Genomic DNA, 20166 nt, shown 5'->3' on the forward strand with positions numbered 1-20166 from the left:
CCTCAAGACGTTTCCCAGCACTGTGCCCTGTCGTGGGGCGGGCTGTGTGCGTCGCGCGCAGCCCTGGGCGGGCATGGAGATGGAGCGAAGAATGCCAGCAAGAACACGGACACGGATGCGGCGAAGAATCGGAGTGTCGCTCGCCGCAGCACTCATCGGCACCCTGTTGCAGGGCGCGGTCACCCCCGCAGCCGAGGCCGATGACATGCCGAAGGTCCCCGCCTCGGAGAAAGCACTCAGCGGCCATGGGGTGAAGATGAAACCCCGCCCCACCAAGGGCACTCCCAGAACCCCGGAACAGGCACCCAAACGTGCCTGGCCGAAGGCCACTTCCACCGTGGTCACGCTCCACCCGAAGACCAGGCCGACGGCCGCTCAAGCAACGGGAACGCCGGTCTCCCTGTCCGCACCGGTCGGAGTGAAGAGCGCGAAGACGTCCGGCACCCCGCTCGCGGGTGCGGCAACGGTGCGGGTGCTCGATCACGGGGCGGCCCAGCGCGCCGGCGTCGACGGCATGCTGTTCTCCCTCGCCCGCAAGGCTGGAGCCACTGGTGACGCAGTGGGGCTCACCGTCGACTACAGCGCCTTCGCCCAGGCATACGGCGGTGCGTACGCCGACAGGGTCAAGCTGGTGAAGCTGCCTGCCTGCGCGGCCACCACTCCGAAGAAGAAGGCCTGCACGAACTCCACGCCGGTACCTGCCGTCAACAACCAGAACACACATGTGCTCACCGCCCGTTCAGTGAGTACGAACGACCCGAGTGGCGTCTCCCTCTTCGCGGTCGCAGCCGGAACCTCCAGTGACCACGGCGACTACGGCGCATCATCGCTGTCTCCCTCCGCCGCATGGGACACGAGTCTCAACACAGGTGACTTCTCCTGGTCCTACGACTTGCCGTCCCCCGCGGTACCGGGAGACTTCACTCCGGCCGTCAAGCTCTCCTATTCGTCCAACGCGGTGGACGGACGTACGTCAAACACCAACAACCAGTCGTCGTGGGCCGGGGACGGCTTCTCCCTCTGGTCAGGATCCATCGAGCGCTCTTACAAGCAGTGCGCCGACGATGGAGTGAAGAATGCCGATGGCAAGAAGCCGGGCGACCTGTGCTGGGCCTACGACAACGCGACCCTTTCCTTCAACGGTCACTCCGGCGAACTGATCCCGACCGGTACCGACACGTTCAAGATCAAGGGGGACGACGGGACCAAGGTACAGCGGCTGTACGGATCCAGTACCGACGTACGGGACAACGGAGCCCGTAAGGACGAGTACTGGGTGGTCACTACTCCCGACGGGTCGCGGTACTACTTCGGCTACAACAAACTGCCGGGCTGGTCTGCCGGTGACGAGACCACTGATTCGACCTGGACCGTACCTGTCTACGGCAACAACACGGACGAGCCCTGCCACGCGTCGTCGTTCGCGGACTCCTGGTGCCAGCAGGCATGGCGCTGGAATCTCGACTATGCGGTGGACGCGCGCGGGAACGCGATCACCTATTACTACGACAAGGAGACCAACTACTACGCCCGCAACTTGAAGGCCGCTGATGAGACGGTCTACGACCGTGGTGGCAGTCTGGACCGGATCGAATACGGACTGACGTCCTCGACGGTATACAGCAAAAAGCCCCTTGCCCGGGTCGACTTCGACTCGGCCGAACGCTGCGTACCGGAGACGGGTGTCACATGCGAAGCGTCAACGATCGGTGACAAGTCCTTCTACTGGTACGACACTCCGTGGGACTTGAACTGCAAGTCCGGAGCGGACTGTACCAAGTCTGTCTCTCCCAGCTTCTGGAGCCGTAAACGCCTGGCCGGAGTGACCACCCAGGTCCTCAAGCCGGACAGCACCGGGTACTCCGACATCGACTCCTGGGACTTCGAGCACGGCTGGGGAATGGCGGACACCGACTATCAGCTCGAGCTGAAGTCCATACAGCACACCGGAAAGTCGGCCGCCTCAAGCATTACCCTCCCCAAGGTCACGTTTACCTACGATCAGCGAGCCAACCGGCTCGACGTTCCCGGCGACGACACGTCACCGTTCATCAAGGAGCGCCTTTCCACTGTCGTAGACGAATCGGGAGGACAGCTGGACGTTACCTACTCCACCGCTGCGTGCGACGCGGATCACCTTCCCGTACCCGAGTCGAACACCTCACGCTGTTATCCCGTCTACTACACCAAGCCAGGTGCTGAGGACCCGACTAGACAGTGGTTCAACAAATATGTGGTTGACGCCGTCACTCAGACCGATCGCACTCAGTCGTCGCCGGACATGGTCACCCGCTACTCCTACCTGGACGGCGCTGCCTGGCATTACGACGACGATGACGGGCTGACCAAGGAGAAGTACAAAACCTGGTCCAGCTGGCGAGGGTACGGCCATGTCAGAGTGCAGACGGGCGGTCAGGATCCTGTCGGCATGAAGTCCCAGGCCGATCACTATTTCCTTCGTGGCATGGACGGAGACAAGGACTCTCTCTCCTCCAGTACGACCAAGTCGGTGACTGTCCCGGACGACAACGGCGGCACGATCACCGACCACGCCTCCGCAGCGGGATTCGAGTACAAGACCGAGCAGTACAGCGGTCCTGGCGGCAAGGTCCTGACCAAGTCGGTCAATACTCCGTGGCACTTTGAGACGGCCAAGCGGGTCCGGGACTGGGGCACCACCACCGCCAACCTGACCGGCACGCTGCACACGTGGTCGTGGACGTCACTGGACAACGGCGCGGGCAGCAAGTGGCGGAAGACCTATGTTTCCTACAGTCACGAGAAGACCGCAGGACGCATCACTCAGGCGCACGACGCCGGTGACAGTTCCATCGCGAGCGACGACACCTGCACGCGCACGACGTACGTCGACAACACCAAGCAGTGGATCCTCAACCTGCCGACGAGAGTCGAAGTCGTAACCAAGGCCTGCACCGACACCCCCGATCGGTCCAAGGATGTCGTCTCCGACGTCCGCACCGCCTATGACGGACAGGCGTACGGTGCGGCCCCGACCAAGGGCGACGCGACACACGTCGCCATTCTGAAGTCCCACGACGGCACCACCGCTACGTACACCGAGTCGGGCGCCACCTACGACACGCAGAGCGGCCGGATTCTCACAGCGACCGACATCACCGGCACGGTCACTGCCACGGAATCAACCGCTCCGGTGCGTACCAACCGTACTGATGGCCACACCACTACGACGGCGTATACGCCGGCCAGCGGCTTCCCGACGGAAATCACCGTGACCGGGCCGCCTGCCACACCGGGCAACGCCGCCACAGCGCAGTCGTCGACGACCACCTACGACACCCTGCGCGGTTCGCCTCTCACCGTTCTTGACACGAATCGCAAACGAACGGACACGACGTACGACTCCCTCGGACGCCGGCTCAGGATCTGGCTGCCCGACCGGTCCAAGGCAAACAGCGACATCCCGAACTACGAGTTCGTCTACGGCATCTCCGACAAGAACGCCGTATCCGTTGCCACGAAGACTCTCAAGAGCGACAGCGCACAACAGACCTCTTACACGCTCTATGACGGGTCCCTGCGTCCCCGGCAGGTGCAAGCTCCTGGACCTGGTGGCGGACGGCTGGTCAGTGACACTTTCTACGACGAGCGTGGGCTGACGGCCAAGACCTTCGCCCCGTACTACAACACCCAGGCACCGGCAGCGGCCCTCCTGAAGCTCGACGACGCGCTCGCCGTCGAGACCCAGGAGTGGAACACCTACGACGGCCTCGGCCGTGCCACCAGATCACAGGAAGTGGCCGGCAACAGTGATGGCGGCAAGGTGCTCGCCACCACCAGCACCACCTACGGCGGCGACCGCACGACCGTCACCCCGCCGCAAGGGGCCACTCCCACCACAACCGTGACCGACGCACGGGGCAGAACCACCGATCTGCTCCAGTACCACGCCACCAACCCCGCGGGTGTGGCAGATACGACCCACTACGCATACACACCCACGGGCAAACTGGCGAAGGTCACCGATCCGGCGGGCAACGAGTGGACGTACACGTACGACCAGCGCGGTAACCAGATCACAGCCCACGACCCGGACAAGGGCGTCACGAGCTCGCATTACGACGACCGTGACCAGATCGTCTCGGTAAGTGACGATCGGGTGTCCGCGAACGGCGATCCCCATCAGACCATCACGCATCTCTACGACGGTCTGGGCAGGGAGACCGAGACCCACGACGGGAGCGCGACAGGGCCCGTTCTGACCAAGCACACGTGGGATCCCGCAGGAGCCAAGGGGCAGCTCGCCTCCACGACCCGGTACGTCGGAGGAGCGGGCGGAGACGCCTACACCACCACGTACAACATCTACGACACGCTCTATCGACCGAACCGGGTGACCACGACCATTCCCTCCGTCAAGGGGGAAGAGGCTCTGGCCGGGGCGTACCAGAACAACATCAAGTACAACGCCAACGGCACAGTTCAGTCCACGGGCTATCCCGCGGCAGGTTCTCTCGCCGCGGACGCCCTCACGCCGGCCTATGACGACGTGCTGCGGCCCACGACCCTGTCCGGCAGCGGCGGGACCGGCTACATCAGCGGTACCACCTACAGCTACACGGGTAAGCCTCTGCAGTTCACCTATCAGAGCGGTGGCAAGAAGACCCAGGCGACCAATACCTACCAATGGGGCACCCAGCGTCTGGAAAATGCACGTGTCGACCGGGAGGACGTTCCCGGCACCGACAAGTCCTCCACCTACGGATACGACGACGCAGGCAATGTCCAGTCCATCAGCGACGTATCTCGTGACGGTACCGACAATCAGTGCTTCCAGTACGACTACCTCAACCGTCTGACCGAGGCCTGGGCCCAGAGCACAAGGACCTGCGGAGCCCCCGGTGGATCCGTTCTGGGCGGACCGGCACCGTACTGGCAGTCGTACACCTACGACCTCACCGGCAACCGTAAAACCGAGACGCTCCACGACCAGAGCGGTGACCCTTCCAAGGACACCCACCGCACTTACTCGTACCCCGATGCGAAATCCCCGCAGCCTCACACCCTGAGCGGAATCACAGCCGGCGGACCGGAAGGTGCCGCTACCACGGACTACACCTACGACCCCACCGGCAACACCGCTTCCCGCACCGAAGGTGCGACCAAGCAGAGCATGACCTGGGACGCCGAAGGGCACCTCGCGAAAGTCGTCCAGAAAGATGGCAGCGGAACAAAGACGCTCGGGTCCTACGTCTACGACGCAGACGGAAACCGCCTGATCGCACGCACCCCCACCGGCACCACCCTCTATCTCGGTGCCACAGAACTCACCCTTGCCGTGGGCGCGACGAAGGCCAAGGCCACTCGCTACTACGACCTCGGCGGTGGTAACCAGGCGGTTCGCACCGACGACAACAAACTCACCTTCCTCATCGGGGACCATCACGGCACCTCCGAACTCGCCATCGGTGCAGCCGACCTGTCCATGCGTCAGCGTCGCTCCACCCCCTTCGGCTCGGCCCGCGGAGCCCAGCCTGCCGGCTGGCCTGGAACGAAGGGCATTGTCGGAGGTACGAAGGACGCAGACACCGGCCTGACCCACCTCGGGGCCCGTGAATATGACCCCACCACTGGACGCTTCATCAGCGTCGACCCCCTGCTCGATCCCAGCGACCCGCAGTCTCTCAACGGATACAGCTATTCCCATAACACCCCTGTATCCAATAGTGACCCCACCGGCCTGAGTGACCCGGGCGGAACTGTCTGCGGCATCACCTTCCCTTGCCAGGTAGGAGATAGATGGGCGAATGGCAAGGGACCTGTAAAAGACAACTCGACACCTGTCGCGACGCCCATTACGCGCCCTGGGGACTGGGAAAATGAGGGATCAAATGCGGCGGACTTCGACCATGACGGCTATATAAATGTTTACCCGCTGGTGAAGGTGCGTGCCACCTGGAAACCGAATGTCGCGAAAGCATTCATCGCAATTTTCTACGACCGGATGGAAAGTCTGTGTCACGGGCTGGGGGGCCTTGATTGCGAGGTTGAACACCCTGACGAATATGCGATTTCGGTGAATGCGGCCTTCGCATGCCAAGCCACCAGGTGCCCCGATAGCAAGACAATGTTCAGCAAAGTAATCAAGGCCGGCATGAAGGAGGTGTTTGCGTTCGGGCCAGGAGAGGGGAGAATCGAGGGCGGAAAAGGGAAGCGAGCCGGCAGAGCGAAATTTGGATGTGGGCAGTGCTTCTTGGCCGACACTCGTGTCCTCATGGCCGACGGGGAAAAGAAGAAAATTGAAGACGTCAAGGTTGGGGATGAGGTAGAAGCCACCGATCCTGAAACGGGTAAATCCGGTCACCGGAAGGTGACCCGCCTCATCGTCACTAATGACGACAAACGCTTCAACACTCTTTCCATCGCTACAAAAAGCGGTACGGAAAAGATCACCGCCACCTATGAGCATCCCTTCTGGTCCCCCTCTGAAGGGCGCTGGACCGGGACGGCCAAGCTGAAGCGGGGTATGACCCTGCTGACGGACGACGGCAGCAGAGTCACGGTCACGGCCAACCACCCCTTCGTCAAGCACGCGAGGACCTATAACCTTACGGTCGAGGGGCTCCATACGTACTATGTACTCGCTGGTCAGACGCCGGTACTCGTTCACAACAGCGGAGGCCACACCCCAGATGACGGGATGGTCACTGTAGGCCGTTGGATGTCTGCGGCAGAACATCAGGCGATGGCGGAGACAGGAATGGTTCAGCGTGGCGGGGGTGGTTTCACCTACGTCGTGTACCCGGCAAGCCGAGACGCATACATATCGGCACGCCCGGGATCCGTGTACGCAGAATTCGATGTGCCGAAATCTTCGCTAATTCCCGGCGGCAGGCCGGGGGACTTTAAGATGTCAGATTCTGACACCATCTTTGCTCGCCTGTCACAGAAGAAGGGGAACCCTGTTCCTCAACTTCCCGAGGCGAAGAACATCAAGCTGGGAGGATGGGGATGTCCCTAGGTAGTGCGTTGCTGGACCGGGCTCAGGAATGGATCCGGCAGGAAATCTGCAAGGCGGAAGCCCTGAGGGATATTTCAGAGATTGAAACATCCCTAAATGGGGGTGAACTGGCGTCGGTGAGCTGGATCCTTGATGGCGGTAACTTCATGGCCCAGGTTGTGCTGTGGGATACCGGGGAATTCGAGGAAGATCTAGTGAACGCGGAGACGGGTCAAGTTCGGACGCGGAGCGGCCGCCTGGCGTCGCCAGGCGATCTTGAATCCTGCCTTGCGACTTCCCGTGATTGGGTTCTCCAGGACCTTTGAGGATTCGCCAGGAAGTGTGCGTTCGCAAATATGAAGCCCCGCCAGGCAGTGCCGGGCGGGGCTTCAGCGTGCCGTGACGGCAGTAGTTGACGGCAACGTCAGCGGACGGGGGCTGCGCAGAGCGGCGGTTCCTTGCCGTCGTCAGGCCGGTTTCCGGTGTCGGCGGGAGCGCGGAGGGCGAGTCCGAGGAGGTCGATGGCGTCGCGCTGGAGGCGGAGTCGGACGTGGGCGTAGACGGTGGCGGTGACGCCGATGTGAGCGTGCCCCAACAGCTCCTTGATCACAACGAGTTCCACTCCCTGTTCCAGGAGGAGGGTGGCCGTCGAGTGGCGGAGGTCGTGGAAGCGGATGCGGCGGAGCCCGGCCTGTCGGAGCAGGATGTTGAAGTGCCGGGTGAGGGTGGACCCTTCGATCGGGGCGCCGTCGGGGCGGGTGAAGACGTAGCCGCTGTTCTCCCAGCCCGTCCCCACCGCCTCACGTTCCTGGAGTTGCCGGTCGCGGTGCTCTTCGAGGGAGCGCCGGCATGGCGTCGGCAGGACAATGCGCCGCTCCGAGCTCTTGGTCTTGGTCGGGAGGGCGGTCAGGCCGCCGGAGGAGGTGCGCTGGAGAGTACGTCTGATGCTGGCGGTTCCGCCGGCCAGGTCGAGATCTTCCCAGCGCAGGCCGAGGAGTTCGCCCTTGCGGAGCCCGGTATGCAGGGCGAGCTCGAACAGCGGCTGCAACCGGTGACCGCTCGTCGCGGCCAAGAACGTACGCGCTTCGTCGGCGGTGAGGGGTTCGAAGCGGCGGGGCCGGGGTGTGCCGGTGCGGACGTTGCGGGCGACGTTGCGCGGGATCTCCTCCTCGCGTACGGCGTGCTCCAGGGCGGACTTGAGAACGGAATGCACGTAGGCCAAGGTCAGCGGTGAGAGCCGCCTTGCGCAGCACTTTCCGGCAGCGCAGCACAGGGGCTCATCGCGGGCGGTGTCTAGGCCGCGCGCGCAGCATTGGCAGGTGGTGCGGAGCTGGTTGAGCCAGGTGCGGACGTCCTTGGCGGTGAGCTTGGCGAGCTTCTTCCGTCCGAGGCCGGGGATGAGGTAGAGCCGGGTGACGGCGGTGTAGCGGGTGTGGGTGTTCTCGCGGAGTTGGTGGACGGCGACAGCGTCGAGCCAGTACGTCAGGTACGCGGCCAGGCTGCCCTGCGCGGAGGGCGCGGGGATGCCGCGGTTGCTGGCGGCGATCTTCTCGGTGAGCTTGGCGAGGGCGTCTTTGCGGGTGGCGCCATAGACGCGGATGCGCTTGCGGGTGTTGCCGGGGGCGAGGACGTATCCGGCGGCTTCCCAGCGGCTGTCCTTGCGCTGGTAGACGGTTCCGTCGCCGTTGGCACGGACGCGGCGAGAGGCTGGGGTGTCGCGGGATGTGGTCATCAGGCGGAGTCCTGTTCGAGGCGGGTGTGGATGAAGTCGGTGAGGGCGTGGGTGGGAATGCGGCGGGCGCGGCCGAGGGTGATCGAGGCGAGTTGCCCGGTGCGGAGCAGGTCGTAGACGGCGGAGCGGCCGAGCTGGAGGCGGCCCATGACCTGGGGCACCGTGAGCAGATCCAGCGCCGGTGCCGCCTCCGCGTGGAGGCCAGCGAGCGGGGGCGAGGTCATCAACAGCCCCCTTCGGCCGCGAACTGCCGTTCCAGTTCCTTGCGGTGCCATATGTGGGCTGCGAGGAGTGCGCCGCCGGGGCTGTAGCCCGAGCCGAGGTAGTCCCAGCGACCGACGACGAGCGTGGTCGTCGGGTCGAGGTCGGGCAGGCCGGCGTGGACGCGGGCCTGTTCGGTGCGCCAGGAGCGGCGGGTTTCGCGCAGCGCGCCCAGGGTGGTGGAGTAGCTGCGGGACTTGGTGGAGAAGTGGCCCCGGAAGCCGAGCATGTGCGCCCACTTCCGGAGCTTGATGTGGGCGAACTCCGGCAACCTGCCCAGCTCCAAGCAGGTGCGGATCATCTGCCGGATGTGCCGGGCGACGGGGAGCCGGGTCAGCGGGCGGGCCTGTCCGGTCCCGTCGCACGCGGTGCACGGGAGCGGCGTTCCGTGGGGCAGGAGGGTGGCGCCGCGTCCCTGGCAGGGGCGGCAGAACAGGGCCCGGTCGAGGGTGCCGGAGGCGTCGGCGGACTTGGTGGCGTACTTGGCCACGTAGGCGGCCACCGCCTGGTCGGTGAGTTCGCTGTCGGTGCCGAAGGCGGCGATCTCGCGTACGTCGAACTGCTGGCCCCAGGAGAGTTCGCGTTCCCCGATCGCGTCCGAGGTGACCGAGATGCGGGCGCGTGGTGCGGCGGAGCGGATGGCGTCGGTGAGTACGGAGGCGGTGGCGTAGGACGTTGGGGGCTGGGTGTTGCCGTCCGGGCCGTCGAGGCGGATCACGGCGTGGAAGTGGACCAGGCCGCGCTTCTGGTACTCGGCGACCTTGGCGAAGGACACCCGAAACACTGCGCGGGCGGCCATCTGCGTTATGCCGAGCCGGGTGGCGAGCTCCCGCCGCAGGTAGATCGCGAAGCGGGCCCACAAGGCTCCGGCGTGGGCGTTGACGGTGGTGGTCTGTCCGGTCAGGCGGACGGGTTCGGCGCAGCCGCCGAGGCGTTCGATCTGCTGCTGCGCGCGGTCGAAGTCGGGTGATTGACCAGGTGGAGCAGGTCCCGTACGGCGGGGCTTGCCACGTGGCGCAGGTCCAGGGTGACCATTCGGGTCGTATCCCTTCTGTTCGGGTGGGTGGCCCCGAGCAGCAACCAGCCGAACTGGAAGGCGTGTTGGTGCTGCTCGGGGCATGGCGAACCAGGCCCAGGGGCGGGCGTGGGTTCAGCGAGGGAGATGCGGCCGGTGGGGGCCGGTGCTCAGAGCTGGGCGAGTGCGGTGGTGGCCACCGGCAGGGCGATGCCCATGCGTGTGCCCAGGTGGGCGGTGATCGGTGTTCTGTGTGCCACCGCCCTCCAGGCGGCCAAGGCCCTGGGAGAAGATGTGCACGCACTCTGGCCGGCGCTCCGCCAGGCCCGCCCCGCCCGCGCCATCAGCCCCGAACTGGTCGCGCTCTACCAGCAGCGGGCCGACATCCCGTCTCGACGTTCACCGACCTCTTGACCCAGGCCCGGGAACGGATCGACATCCTCGTCTACGCGGCCATCTTCCTCCACGAGGCATACCCACGGCTGAACGAACTCCTCAGCGAACGCGCCGCCGAAGGCTGCACCGTCCGCATCGCGATCGGGGACCCCGACAGCAACAACGTCCAAGCCCGCGGCCAGGAGGAGCGGTTCGGCCACGGCATCGAATCCCGCTGCCGCCTCGCACTCATGCACTACAAGCCGCTCGCCGACACCCCCGGCATCGAAGTCCGCACCCACGCAACCACGCTCTACAACTCCCTCTACCGGGCCGACGACCAGCAACTCGTCAACGCACACGTCTGGGGTGTCAACGCCTACGCCGCCCCTGTATGGCACCTTCGCCGACACCAAGAGAGCGGCATGTTCGACACCTACGCCGACAGCTTCGACGCCGTGTGGACGACAGCAACCCCCGTACAACAGGAAGGCTGACCGTGGCCCGCACCGAGTACTACGACGACCCGAGCGCGCCCAAGCCGAACAGCATGGTCGTCGCCGCTTCCGCCGTCGTCACCGACGACCACGGGCGCATCTTCCTCCAGCGCCGTCGCGACAACGACCTCTGGGCACTGCCCGGAGGCGGCATGGACCTCACCGACTCGCTGCCAGGCACGGCCGTCCGCGAGGTCAAGGAAGAAACCGGCCTCGACGTCGAGATCACCGGCCTGGTCGGCACCTACACCGACCCGAAACACATCATCGCCTACACCGACGGCGAGGTCCGGCGACAGTTCAACGTCTGCTTCACCGCCCGCATCACCGGCGGCCGGCTGGAGATCTCCGACGAGTCCACCGAACTCCGGTATGTACCGCCGGACGAGATCGAGCAGTTGCCGATGCACCACACCCAACGACTCAGGCTCCAGCACTTCCTGGAACAGCGCGAGAAGCCGTACCTGGGCTGAACCGCCTGATGGCAGTAGCGACGGCAACAACCCCGCACAACCACGGACACCCACGCACTTCACCGGACCAGCAAACCGCACTTGACCTGCGAAAAAGCAGGTCGAAGGCTTCGCGTAGCACACGTACTGTGTGCTGGCGGGCGGGACGCCGGTCCTGGTTCATAACTCCAGTGGCTGTCTCACGATGTCGTCAGCGATTGGCGAGGACTCATCGCTCGTGAAAGCTGCTCAGCAGGCGGGGAAGAATCAGAAGGTCCAGGGCGACTTGGACAGTCTGTTCCAGCAGCTGTCGCGCGGAAACATGAATCCTGGGCTCGGGAGTAAGGCATTGGCTGGAACGGATGTTACCTATGCGCGAGGAAGGAACGGCGGTCGCCTGTTCTTTCGGAACGTCGATGGTGGGATTCAGGTCGTTGGGAAATCAGACAAGGCGAACGAATCCAAGGTGATTGCGAGGATGAATCAGCTCTATGGCCAATGACCCTCTCTACCGCGTAGAGAACCCTCAGTTCAGCGCGCTCTTCATGTTGGGCGCAGAGGACGACAAGGAAACCATCGAGAATGTGGACGCAGAACTCGGCCTTCCGGATGGGACGCGATGGAGCGCCACATTCATGACACTGCGTGCGATCGGGCAGGTGATGAGTCGGTGGCGGGATACTGGAGAATGCTCCGGCGGGGCATATTTCCAGTGCCCCGATCTTGTGATAATTCCGGAGGGTGGTCTGGCGGCGATGTTGGATTCGTTCAAGGGGATTGTCGAGTCAGGTGGACCTGAAGGGGTTTTGCAATTCCTGGGTGAAAGCTAACTCGCCTATAGGTGCTCTCGCGGAATGAAGCAGGACGCCCTTTCTCCGTAAGCCGGAGAAAGGGCGTCCTGTTGTTTGACGGCAATGGTGGGTGGCAACGTCAGCGGACGACGGCTGCGGTGGGCGGGTCGTCCGGGGCATCAGTCGTGTCAAGGATGCTGCCAAGGGTGTCGATGGCCTAGCGCTGAAGGCGGAGGCGTACGTGGGCGTAGACGCCGATGTGGGCGTGGCCGAGGAGTTCCTTGATCACGACGAGTTCGACGCCCTGTTCCGGAAGAGGGTGGCTGCTGAGTGCCGGAGATCATGGAACCGGATCGGCCGGAGTCCCGCGCATGGAGGAGGAGGCGAAAGCGGTGGGTGAGGTTGGTGAGGCCGAGTGGCCCGCCCTTCGGGGTGGGCGGTGAAGATGACCCCGTTGTCCGTCCAGCCCGTTCCGGCTGCCTGGCGCTCTTCCTCCTGCCGTTCCTGGTGGGTCTTGAGAGAGTTGAGGCATTCCGTGGGGAGGGCGAGTCCAGGTAGCACATAGCGCCTGCGGCCGAACGGCCCCACCCGCACCCCCGCCACCCCCTGTGACCGCCCCGCCACACCCCCGTACCGAACCAGCCACACCCCGTACCGCCCCCGCCCACGACCCGCACCGAACCCCGTACCGACCCGCCCCGCCCGCAGTACCCGAGACCCCGTGCGCGGTGTCGACGGCGTACGGCACGATGGGCTCATGTCCGTACTGACGCGCGACGAAGCGCAGCTCCGAGCCCAGCTCCTCGATGTCCAGCGGTACACGATCGACCTCGATCTGACGCAGGGCGACGACACCTTCGACTCCCGCACCGTCATCGGCTTCACCGCGCGTGCGGCCGGAGACACCTTTGTCGAGCTCAAGCCCGCCGAGCTGCGCTCCGTGACCCTCGACGGACAGCCCATCGACCCCGGGACGCTCTCCGGGAACCGGCTCCCGCTCACCGGCATCGCGGCCGGTGAGCACGAGCTGCGGATCGACGCCGTCATGCGCTACTCGCACACCGGCGAGGGCATGCACCGGTTCACCGACCCCACCGACGGCGAGACCTACGTCTACACCCAGCTGTTCATGGAGGACGTCCAGCGGGTGTTCGCCGCGTTCGACCAGCCGGACCTCAAAGCCGTCTTCGAACTCGGCGTCACCGCACCCGACGGCTGGACCGTCCTCGCCAACGCCGTCACCCGGCCGACCGGCGGTGGCCACTGGCAGGCCGCGCCCACCGCGCTCATCTCCACCTACCTCGTCGCCGTCGCCGCGGGCCCCTGGCACTCCGTGACCACCGAGCACGCCGGGCTCCCCTTCGGACTGCACTGCCGCCGCTCGCTCGCACCCCACCTCGACGCGGACGCCGAGGAGATCTTCGAGATCACCCGCGCCTGCTACGACCGCTACCACGAGAAGTTCGACGAGCCGTACCCGTTCGACTCGTACGACCAGGCGTTCGTTCCGGAGTTCAACGCCGGAGCGATGGAGAACCCGGGCCTCGTCACCTTCCGCGACGAGTTCATCTACCGCTCCGCCGTGACCGACACCGAGCGGCAGACCCGCGGCATGGTCATCGCCCACGAGATGGCCCACATGTGGTTCGGCGACCTCGTCACCCTCCAGTGGTGGGACGACATCTGGCTCAACGAGTCGTTCGCCGAGTACATGGGCTACCAGACCCTCGCCGAAGCCACCCGCTTCACCGGCGCCTGGGTGGACTTCGCCATCGCCCGCAAGAGCTGGGGGTACGACGCCGACCAGCGCCCCTCCACCCACCCGGTCGCCCCCGACCCGGCCCTCGTCCCGGACACCGCGTCCGCGATGCTCAACTTCGACGGGATCTCGTACGCCAAGGGCGCCTCCGCGCTGCGCCAGCTCGTCGCCTGGCTCGGCGAGAAAGACTTCCTCGCCGGCATCAACGTCCACTTCGCCCGGCACCGCTTCGGCAACGCCACCCTCGCCGACTTCATCGACAATCTGGCCTCCGCCACCGACCGTGACGTCCACGGCTGGGCCGCACAGTGGCTGGGCACCACCGGCGTCGACACCCTCACCCCCACCGTCACCGAGACCGACAGCGACTGGTCGTTCGCCGTCGCCCGCACCGGCAGCCGCCCGCACCTCATCGCCGTCGGCGCCTACGACCACGACCCGGTCGACCCCACCCACCTCGTCCTGCGCGAACGCTTCGAAATCGACGTCCCCGCCGAGGGCGAGGCCGCGAGGACCTTCCAGGGCCGCCGCCCCGACCTGCTCCTCCTCAACGACGGCGACCTCACCTACGCCAAGGTCCGCCTCGACGCCGCCTCCTGGGAGACCGTCGTACGTGCGCTCTCCGGCCTCCCCGACCCGCTGACCCGCGCCGTCGTCTGGAACGCCGCGCGCGACATGGTCCGCGACGGCGAACTGCCCCCGGCCGCCTACCTGGACGCCGCGCTCGCCCACCTCCCGCACGAGTCGGACCTCGCCCTCGTCCAGGGCGTCCTCGTCTTCGCCGCCACCCAGATCGCCGACCGCTACCTGCCGCCCGCCGACCGGCCCGCCGCACTCGCCACGATCAGCACGATCTGCCGCGCGCTCATCCGCCGCACCGAGGACGGGAACAACCCCGGACTGCGCCTCATCGCCGTCCGCCACTTCATCGACGCGGCCACCCAGCCCGACGGCATCCAGGCCTGGCTCGCCGACGGCAGCGTCCCCGGCGGGCCCGAACTCGACCCCGAGCTGCGCTGGCGCATCCTCCAGCGTCTCGCCGCCCTCGGCGCCGCCGAGGAGAGCGCCATCGACGCCGAACTCGACCGGGACATCAGCGCCACCGGACAGGAGGGCGCCGCCCGCTGCCGGGCCGCGCTGCCCGCACCGGAGGCCAAGGACGCCGCCTGGCAGCGGATGTTCACCTCCGACGACCTCTCCAACTACTTGTTCACCGCCACCGCCCGCGGCTTCTGGCAGCCCGAGCAGAGCGCACTCGTCGCGGAGTACGCGGAGCGCTACTACGAGGACGCCGTCGCCCTCGCCGGCCGCCGGGGCCCCGCCATCGCCGAGGCGGCGGGACGGTACGCCTTCCCCGCGTACGAGATCACCGCCGAGGCCCTCGCCCGCGGCGAAGCCTGTCTGCGCGACACCGAGATGATCCCTGCCCTGCGCCGCAAGCTCGCCGACCAGCTCGACGACCTGCGGCGCGCCCTGGAGGTCCGCGGGGCATGACCTGCGGTGCGGGCCGGCCGCCCCTTGTACCACCGGCGGAGGCCCCAACTTCCCCCCGCACCAGGGCAATACCACTTTCGGGTTGAGCTCGTTGTGCTCTTCGGGCGCGCCGCCTGTCCCCCGTACAGGCTGGGGCGACAGCCCCCAGCGCACCGAAGGACACCCGTATGAGCACGCCGCCCCTCGCCGGAGGGGCCGCAGGGCCGAGCGCCCTGCGGCCCCTCGTCGGTGCCGTCCTCGACGCGCTGCACGACGGGGCCGCCGACCGGCTCGGCCCCCTGCCGCCCGGCGGCCCGCACACCGTCGCCGCACGGGTACGGGCCACGGCCCACCCCGTACTGCCCGACACCGGAACCGGCGCCGAAGAGGCCCTGCGCACCCTGGTCCACGCCCTCACCGAAGGCGCCGCCGACCCGGCGGACCCCGGCTGCGCCGCCCATCTGCACTGCCCGCCGCTGGCCGTCGCCGCAGCCGCCGACCTCGCCGTCTCCGTCCTCAACCCCTCGATGGACTCCTGGGACCAGGCACCCGCCGCCTCCGAGCTGGAAGCCCTCGTCACCCGCGCCATCGCCGCCGAGATCTACCCGGCGGGCGACGCTCTGATCACCACCGGCGGCAGCGAGTCCAACCAGCTCGCGCTGCTGCTCGCCCGGGAACGCCACGGCGCCGTACGGATCGTCTGCGGTGCCAACGCCCACCACTCGCTGCACCGTGCCGCCTGGCTGCTCGGCCTCCCCGAACCCCTCACCGTTCCGTCGCCCTCCGGGGTCATCGACCTCGCCGCGCTCGACGAAGCCCTCACCGCGACCCACGGTCCGGTCCTGGTCGTGGCCACCGCCGGCACCACCGACGCGGGACTCATCGACCCGCTCCCCGAGATCGCCGACCTCTGTGACCGGTACGGCGCCGAACTGCACATCGACGCCGCATACGGCGGACCGCTCCTCTTCAGCGACCTGCACCGGCCCCTGCTCGCCGGGCTCGAACGCGCCGACTCGGTAACCATCGACCTGCACAAACTCGGCTGGCAGCCGGTCGCGGCAGGCATCCTCGCCGTCCCCGGCCCCGCCGCCCTGGACGCCCTCACCCACCAGGCCGACTACCTCAACGCCGACGACGACACCGAAGCGGGCCTCCCCGACCTCCTCGGCCGCTCCCTGCGGACCACCCGGCGGCCCGACGTGTTCAAGATCGCCGTCACACTCCGCGCCCTCGGCAGGACCGGCCTCGCCGCCCTCGTCGACCGCACCTGCGCCATCGCCGGAGAACTCGCCGGCCTCGTCGAGGCCCATCCCGGCCTGGAGCTCTACGACCGGCCGACCATCTCCACCGTGCTCTTCCGCCCCACCGGAGCGGACGACGCGACCGTGGCCGCCATCCGCCGCACCCTCCTCGCCGAAGGCCACGCCGTCCTCGGCCGGGCCCGCGCCGACAACCGCCTCTGGCTGAAAGCCACCCTGCTCAACCCCCACGCCACCACCGGTGACCTGGAAGCTCTCCTCAAACTCCTGGAAGGCAGTACGCCCCGATGACGGACCACCAGCCTCCCGTAGACCAGCCCCACGACCTGGTGGGGGTCGGCATCGGACCGTTCAACCTCTCCCTCGCGGCGCTCGCCCACCCCCTCACCGAGCTCTCCACCGCCTTCTACGAACAGCGTCCCGCCTTCCACTGGCACCCCGGGCTGCTGATCGAGGACGCCACCCTCCAAGTCCCCTTCCTCGCCGACCTGGTGACGCTGGCGGAGCCCGCCAGCCCCTGGTCGTTCCTCAGCTACCTCAAGGAGCGCGAGCGGCTCTACCCCTTCTACTTCGCCGAGCACTTCCACATCAGGCGCACCGAGTACGACGCCTACTGCCGCTGGGTGAGTGAGAGCCTGCCCGGACTCCACTTCGGCCACCAGGTCGACGCCATCCGCTGGAACGCCGAACACGCCCTCTTCGAGGTCGACTTCACCAAACTCGACGCCGACGGAGAAGCCGAGGCACTCGGCCGCGCGCACACCCGCAACCTGGCACTCGGCGTCGGCACGGAGCCGTACATCCCGGAAACCCTCAAGCCGCTCGCTGAAGCACCGTCGGTGCCCGTCGTGCACTCGTCCGACTACCTCGCCAGCCGCGAACGGCTGCTCACCGCCGGGCACATCACCGTCATCGGCGCGGGCCAGTCCGGCGCCGAGATCTTCCTCGACCTGCTCCGGGCCCGCCCCGCAGGCCACGAGAGGATCACCTGGCTCGCCCGCACCGAGGCATTCGCCCCCATGGAGTACTCCAAGCTCGGCCTGGAGCACTTCACCCCCGACTACACCCGCTACTTCCACCGGCTGCCCGAGTCCGCCCGCGACTCCCTCGCCCCGCAGCAGTGGCAGCTGCACAAGGGCATCGACGCCGACACCATCGCGGCCATCCACGGCGAGCTCTACCGCCGCACCCAGCACGGCGGCTGGCCCGACGCCGTCCTCACCCCGGGTGTCACCGTCCGCACCGCGGGACGCGTCGCCACCACCAAGGTCGAACTCCACCTCGAACACGCCCGGCAGGGCTCCCGCTCCCGCCTCACCACCGACGCCGTGGTCCTCGCCACCGGCTACCGGGAGCGCCCGCTCGACGGAATGCTCGCCGGCCTCGACCCCTACATGCGGCGGGACGCGTCCGAGCGCCCCCGCATCGACGACCAGTACCGGCTGCTCCTCGACCCCGCCGTCACCGGCTCCGTGTACGTACAGAACGCCGAACGCCACACCCACGGCGTCGGCGCCCCCGACCTCGGCCTCGCCGCCTGGCGCAGCGCGACGATCCTCAACTCCCTCACCGGGAAGGACCCCTACCCGCTGCCCCGGCGCACCGCGTTCACCAGCTTCGGCCTCGACCGCGAACACGCCCTGCCCCCGCAGCGCCGTACCGCTCTCGTCCCCCTGGGCGAGCGCAGCTGACCGCGGTTGAGCGCGCACCGGCTCCGGCCGGACCGGCCCACCCGGTCCGGCCGGACCCCGCGTACTAGAAGACCGGGGTGCCGTCCCGTGTCAGCTTCCAGTCGACCGAAGCGAACTCCGACGCGTCCACCGTCCCCTTCGCCTGCACCCACGCGATGATCGTGTTCCGGATCTCGTCCGAATTGGCCCACAGCTGCTTGGCGGCCGGCACGTGCGGGAAGTTCCCGCCGCCGCTCGCCCGGTAGTTGTTCACCGCGAGCACGAACTGCGCCGCCGGATCGATCGCCTTGCCGCCGAAGGACAGCTTCGCGATCCGCGAACCGGCCGCCTTGGCGATGTCGATCTCGTACGTCAGACCCGACACCGCGTCGTAGTTGTAGTCCGGAGTGTCGTCCGCGTTCGTCAGCTTCGACGTGTCCACCGGGCCGCCCGCCGGCGTCTGTACGTAGTAGCGTGCCGAGAACTCCAGATAGTCCTTGATCTGCGCGCCCGTCACCAGCCGTGCTTCCAGCGTGTTCTCGAACGGGTAGAGCCCTGCCGCGTCCTTGATCGTCACGTTCCCGGCGGGAATCTGCGCCGTACGCGAGAAACACGACGCCTGCGAGAGCACCGGCAGCGCCGCGTACTCACCGCCGGCCAGCGCCGCCTTCACCGTGTCGGTCTGGACGGCGTTGATCAGATCGATGATCGGTTCGTCCTTCCAGGGCGCGTCCGCCGTGGTCATCGCGGCGGCAGACGTCCCGATCACCTGGTTGACGTACGCCACGACCTTCTTGTGCTCGTCCGTCAGCAGCTTCACCAGCTTCGGGTCCTCGGCCGCGGTATTGGAGTTCAGCACCCGGGCACCGGCCTTCTCGACCGTCCAGCGTCCCTTCTCCCACACCAGGTCGAAGTCGAAGACCGTGAGCCGCTCGCCCCACATCAGCGGCTCCGAGAGGACGACCTGCTTCCCGGTCTTCTTGTTCGCCACGAACTTCTCGGGGATCTCGACATGCGCGTGGCCCACCAGGATCGCGTCGATCCCCGGAACCTGCTCGGCGACCAGACCGGCCGCGTTCTCCACGTACGGGAGCTGGTCGCCGTACGAGGATGTGCCGCTGGCCCCCGAGTGCGCCGCGACGATCACCACGTCGGCACCCATGGAACGCAGCCGCGGGACGTACTTCGCGGCCTGCTCCTCAAGCCCCGGAAACACCATCTTTCCCTGGACATTCGCCTTGTCCCAGAGGGCGATGCCCGGGTTCGTCAGCCCGAGAACCGCGACCTTCACGTCCCGGCCGTGCGGAGTGCGGAGCGTCCTGAAGACGTACGGGGCGAACGCGGGCTTCAGCGTCTTCGCGTCCAGGGCGTTGGCGCCCAGCAGCGGGAAGCGGCACTGCTCCTCGAACTTGCGCAGCACCGGAATGCCGTAGTTGAACTCGTGGTTGCCCAGTGCCGCCGCGTCGTAGCCGATGTGGTTCATCGCCTGCGCCATCGGGTGCACCGGCCCGTGCTTCGCCGTGATCGGGTCGATCTTGGCGTAGTAGTAGGACAGTTGGGTGCCCTGGATGGTGTCACCCGCGTCGATCATCAGGGTGTTGTGGCGGCCCTTCTCCTCGCGGATCCCGTTGACCAGCGTCGAGATCTTCGCCAGGCCGACGTCGTTGTGCGCGGCGTCGTCGAACTCCTTGTCCGTGAAGTAGTCCCAGTTGAAGAGATTGCCGTGCAGGTCGGTCGTCCCCATCACGGTGAACGAGTACCGCCGCTGCGGACGGCCGTGACCGTGGCCATGGCCGCGCCCCTGCGCGTCGGCGGGCACTGCCGTGCCTCCGGCGATGGCCACACCGGCGCCGGCGGCGGCCGAAGTACCCAGGAACGTCCTACGATTGAGCGGCATTTC

General features: G+C 66.9%; 12 protein-coding genes and 2 pseudogenes. 9 read left to right on the forward strand and 5 right to left on the reverse strand.

Annotated features, from left to right (window positions below; all coding sequences use genetic code 11):
• Window positions 1–133: 133 nt before the first annotated feature.
• Window positions 134–7000, forward strand: a complete 6867-nt coding sequence (locus tag OG285_RS27775) for a polymorphic toxin-type HINT domain-containing protein (RefSeq protein ID WP_371792543.1) — start codon at window positions 134–136, stop codon at window positions 6998–7000.
• Window positions 6985–7305, forward strand: a complete 321-nt coding sequence (locus OG285_RS27780) for a hypothetical protein (protein ID WP_371792544.1) — start codon at window positions 6985–6987, stop codon at window positions 7303–7305. The genes OG285_RS27775 and OG285_RS27780 overlap by 16 nt, the downstream gene beginning before the upstream one ends.
• Before the next feature lie 98 nt (window positions 7306–7403).
• Here OG285_RS27780 and OG285_RS27785 read toward each other — a convergent pair whose 3' ends face one another.
• Genes OG285_RS27785 through OG285_RS27795 form a run of 3 tightly spaced genes read right to left on the reverse strand, consistent with a single transcriptional unit; the run spans window position 7404 to window position 9834 of the window.
• Complete coding sequence (locus OG285_RS27785) at window positions 7404–8711, reverse strand: tyrosine-type recombinase/integrase (protein WP_371792545.1); 1308 nt, start codon at window positions 8709–8711, stop codon at window positions 7404–7406.
• Window positions 8711–8935, reverse strand: coding sequence for a helix-turn-helix domain-containing protein (locus OG285_RS27790; protein ID WP_371792546.1), 225 nt, complete (start codon window positions 8933–8935; stop codon window positions 8711–8713). The genes OG285_RS27785 and OG285_RS27790 overlap by 1 nt, the downstream gene beginning before the upstream one ends.
• Window positions 8935–9834, reverse strand: a complete 900-nt coding sequence (locus OG285_RS27795; protein ID WP_371792547.1) for a replication initiator — start codon at window positions 9832–9834, stop codon at window positions 8935–8937. Before OG285_RS27795 ends, OG285_RS27790 begins: the two co-directional genes overlap by 1 nt.
• Before the next feature lie 363 nt (window positions 9835–10197).
• Here OG285_RS27795 and OG285_RS27800 point away from each other — a divergent pair.
• The 4 genes and pseudogenes from OG285_RS27800 to OG285_RS27815 all read left to right on the forward strand — a co-directional run bounded on the left by OG285_RS27800 (window position 10198) and on the right by OG285_RS27815 (window position 12141).
• Window positions 10198–10859: pseudogene (locus OG285_RS27800) on the forward strand (XRE family transcriptional regulator).
• Between the two features lie 2 nt (window positions 10860–10861).
• The gene (locus tag OG285_RS27805) at window positions 10862–11332 is read left to right on the forward strand and encodes an NUDIX domain-containing protein (RefSeq protein ID WP_371792548.1); all 471 of its coding nucleotides are present in this window, start codon (window positions 10862–10864) and stop codon (window positions 11330–11332) included.
• Window positions 11333–11549: 217 nt separating this feature from the next.
• A complete protein-coding gene (locus OG285_RS27810; RefSeq protein ID WP_371792549.1) occupies window positions 11550–11813 on the forward strand; it encodes a hypothetical protein in 264 nt (87 codons plus the stop codon).
• Window positions 11803–12141, forward strand: coding sequence for a hypothetical protein (locus tag OG285_RS27815; RefSeq protein ID WP_371792550.1), 339 nt, complete (start codon window positions 11803–11805; stop codon window positions 12139–12141). Before OG285_RS27810 ends, OG285_RS27815 begins: the two co-directional genes overlap by 11 nt.
• A gap of 100 nt (window positions 12142–12241) precedes the next feature.
• On the opposite strand, the pseudogene OG285_RS27820 reads toward OG285_RS27815, so the two are convergent.
• Window positions 12242–12651, reverse strand: a pseudogene (locus OG285_RS27820) (tyrosine-type recombinase/integrase); the annotation flags it as partial.
• Between the two features lie 208 nt (window positions 12652–12859).
• Between OG285_RS27820 and pepN the strand changes: the two are divergent.
• The 3 genes from pepN (at window position 12860) to OG285_RS27835 (ending at window position 18287) form a co-directional block, all read left to right on the forward strand.
• Window positions 12860–15355 carry an aminopeptidase N gene (gene pepN / locus OG285_RS27825; protein ID WP_371792551.1) on the forward strand — a complete coding sequence of 832 codons (2496 nt, stop codon included), beginning with the start codon at window positions 12860–12862 and terminating at the stop codon, window positions 15353–15355.
• A gap of 167 nt (window positions 15356–15522) precedes the next feature.
• Window positions 15523–16887, forward strand: a complete 1365-nt coding sequence (locus OG285_RS27830; protein ID WP_356824798.1) for an aminotransferase class V-fold PLP-dependent enzyme — start codon at window positions 15523–15525, stop codon at window positions 16885–16887.
• Window positions 16884–18287: a SidA/IucD/PvdA family monooxygenase gene (locus tag OG285_RS27835; RefSeq protein WP_356824796.1), complete on the forward strand. Its 1404-nt coding sequence runs from the start codon at window positions 16884–16886 to the stop codon at window positions 18285–18287. The genes OG285_RS27830 and OG285_RS27835 overlap by 4 nt, the downstream gene beginning before the upstream one ends.
• Window positions 18288–18351: 64 nt before the next feature.
• Here OG285_RS27835 and OG285_RS27840 read toward each other — a convergent pair whose 3' ends face one another.
• The gene (locus OG285_RS27840; protein ID WP_356824794.1) at window positions 18352–20163 is read right to left on the reverse strand and encodes a 5'-nucleotidase C-terminal domain-containing protein; all 1812 of its coding nucleotides are present in this window, start codon (window positions 20161–20163) and stop codon (window positions 18352–18354) included.
• Window positions 20164–20166: the final 3 nt, after the last annotated feature.

The sequence above is a fragment of the Streptomyces sp. NBC_01471 genome (genome assembly GCF_041438865.1).
GTDB lineage: Bacteria > Actinomycetota > Actinomycetes > Streptomycetales > Streptomycetaceae > Streptomyces.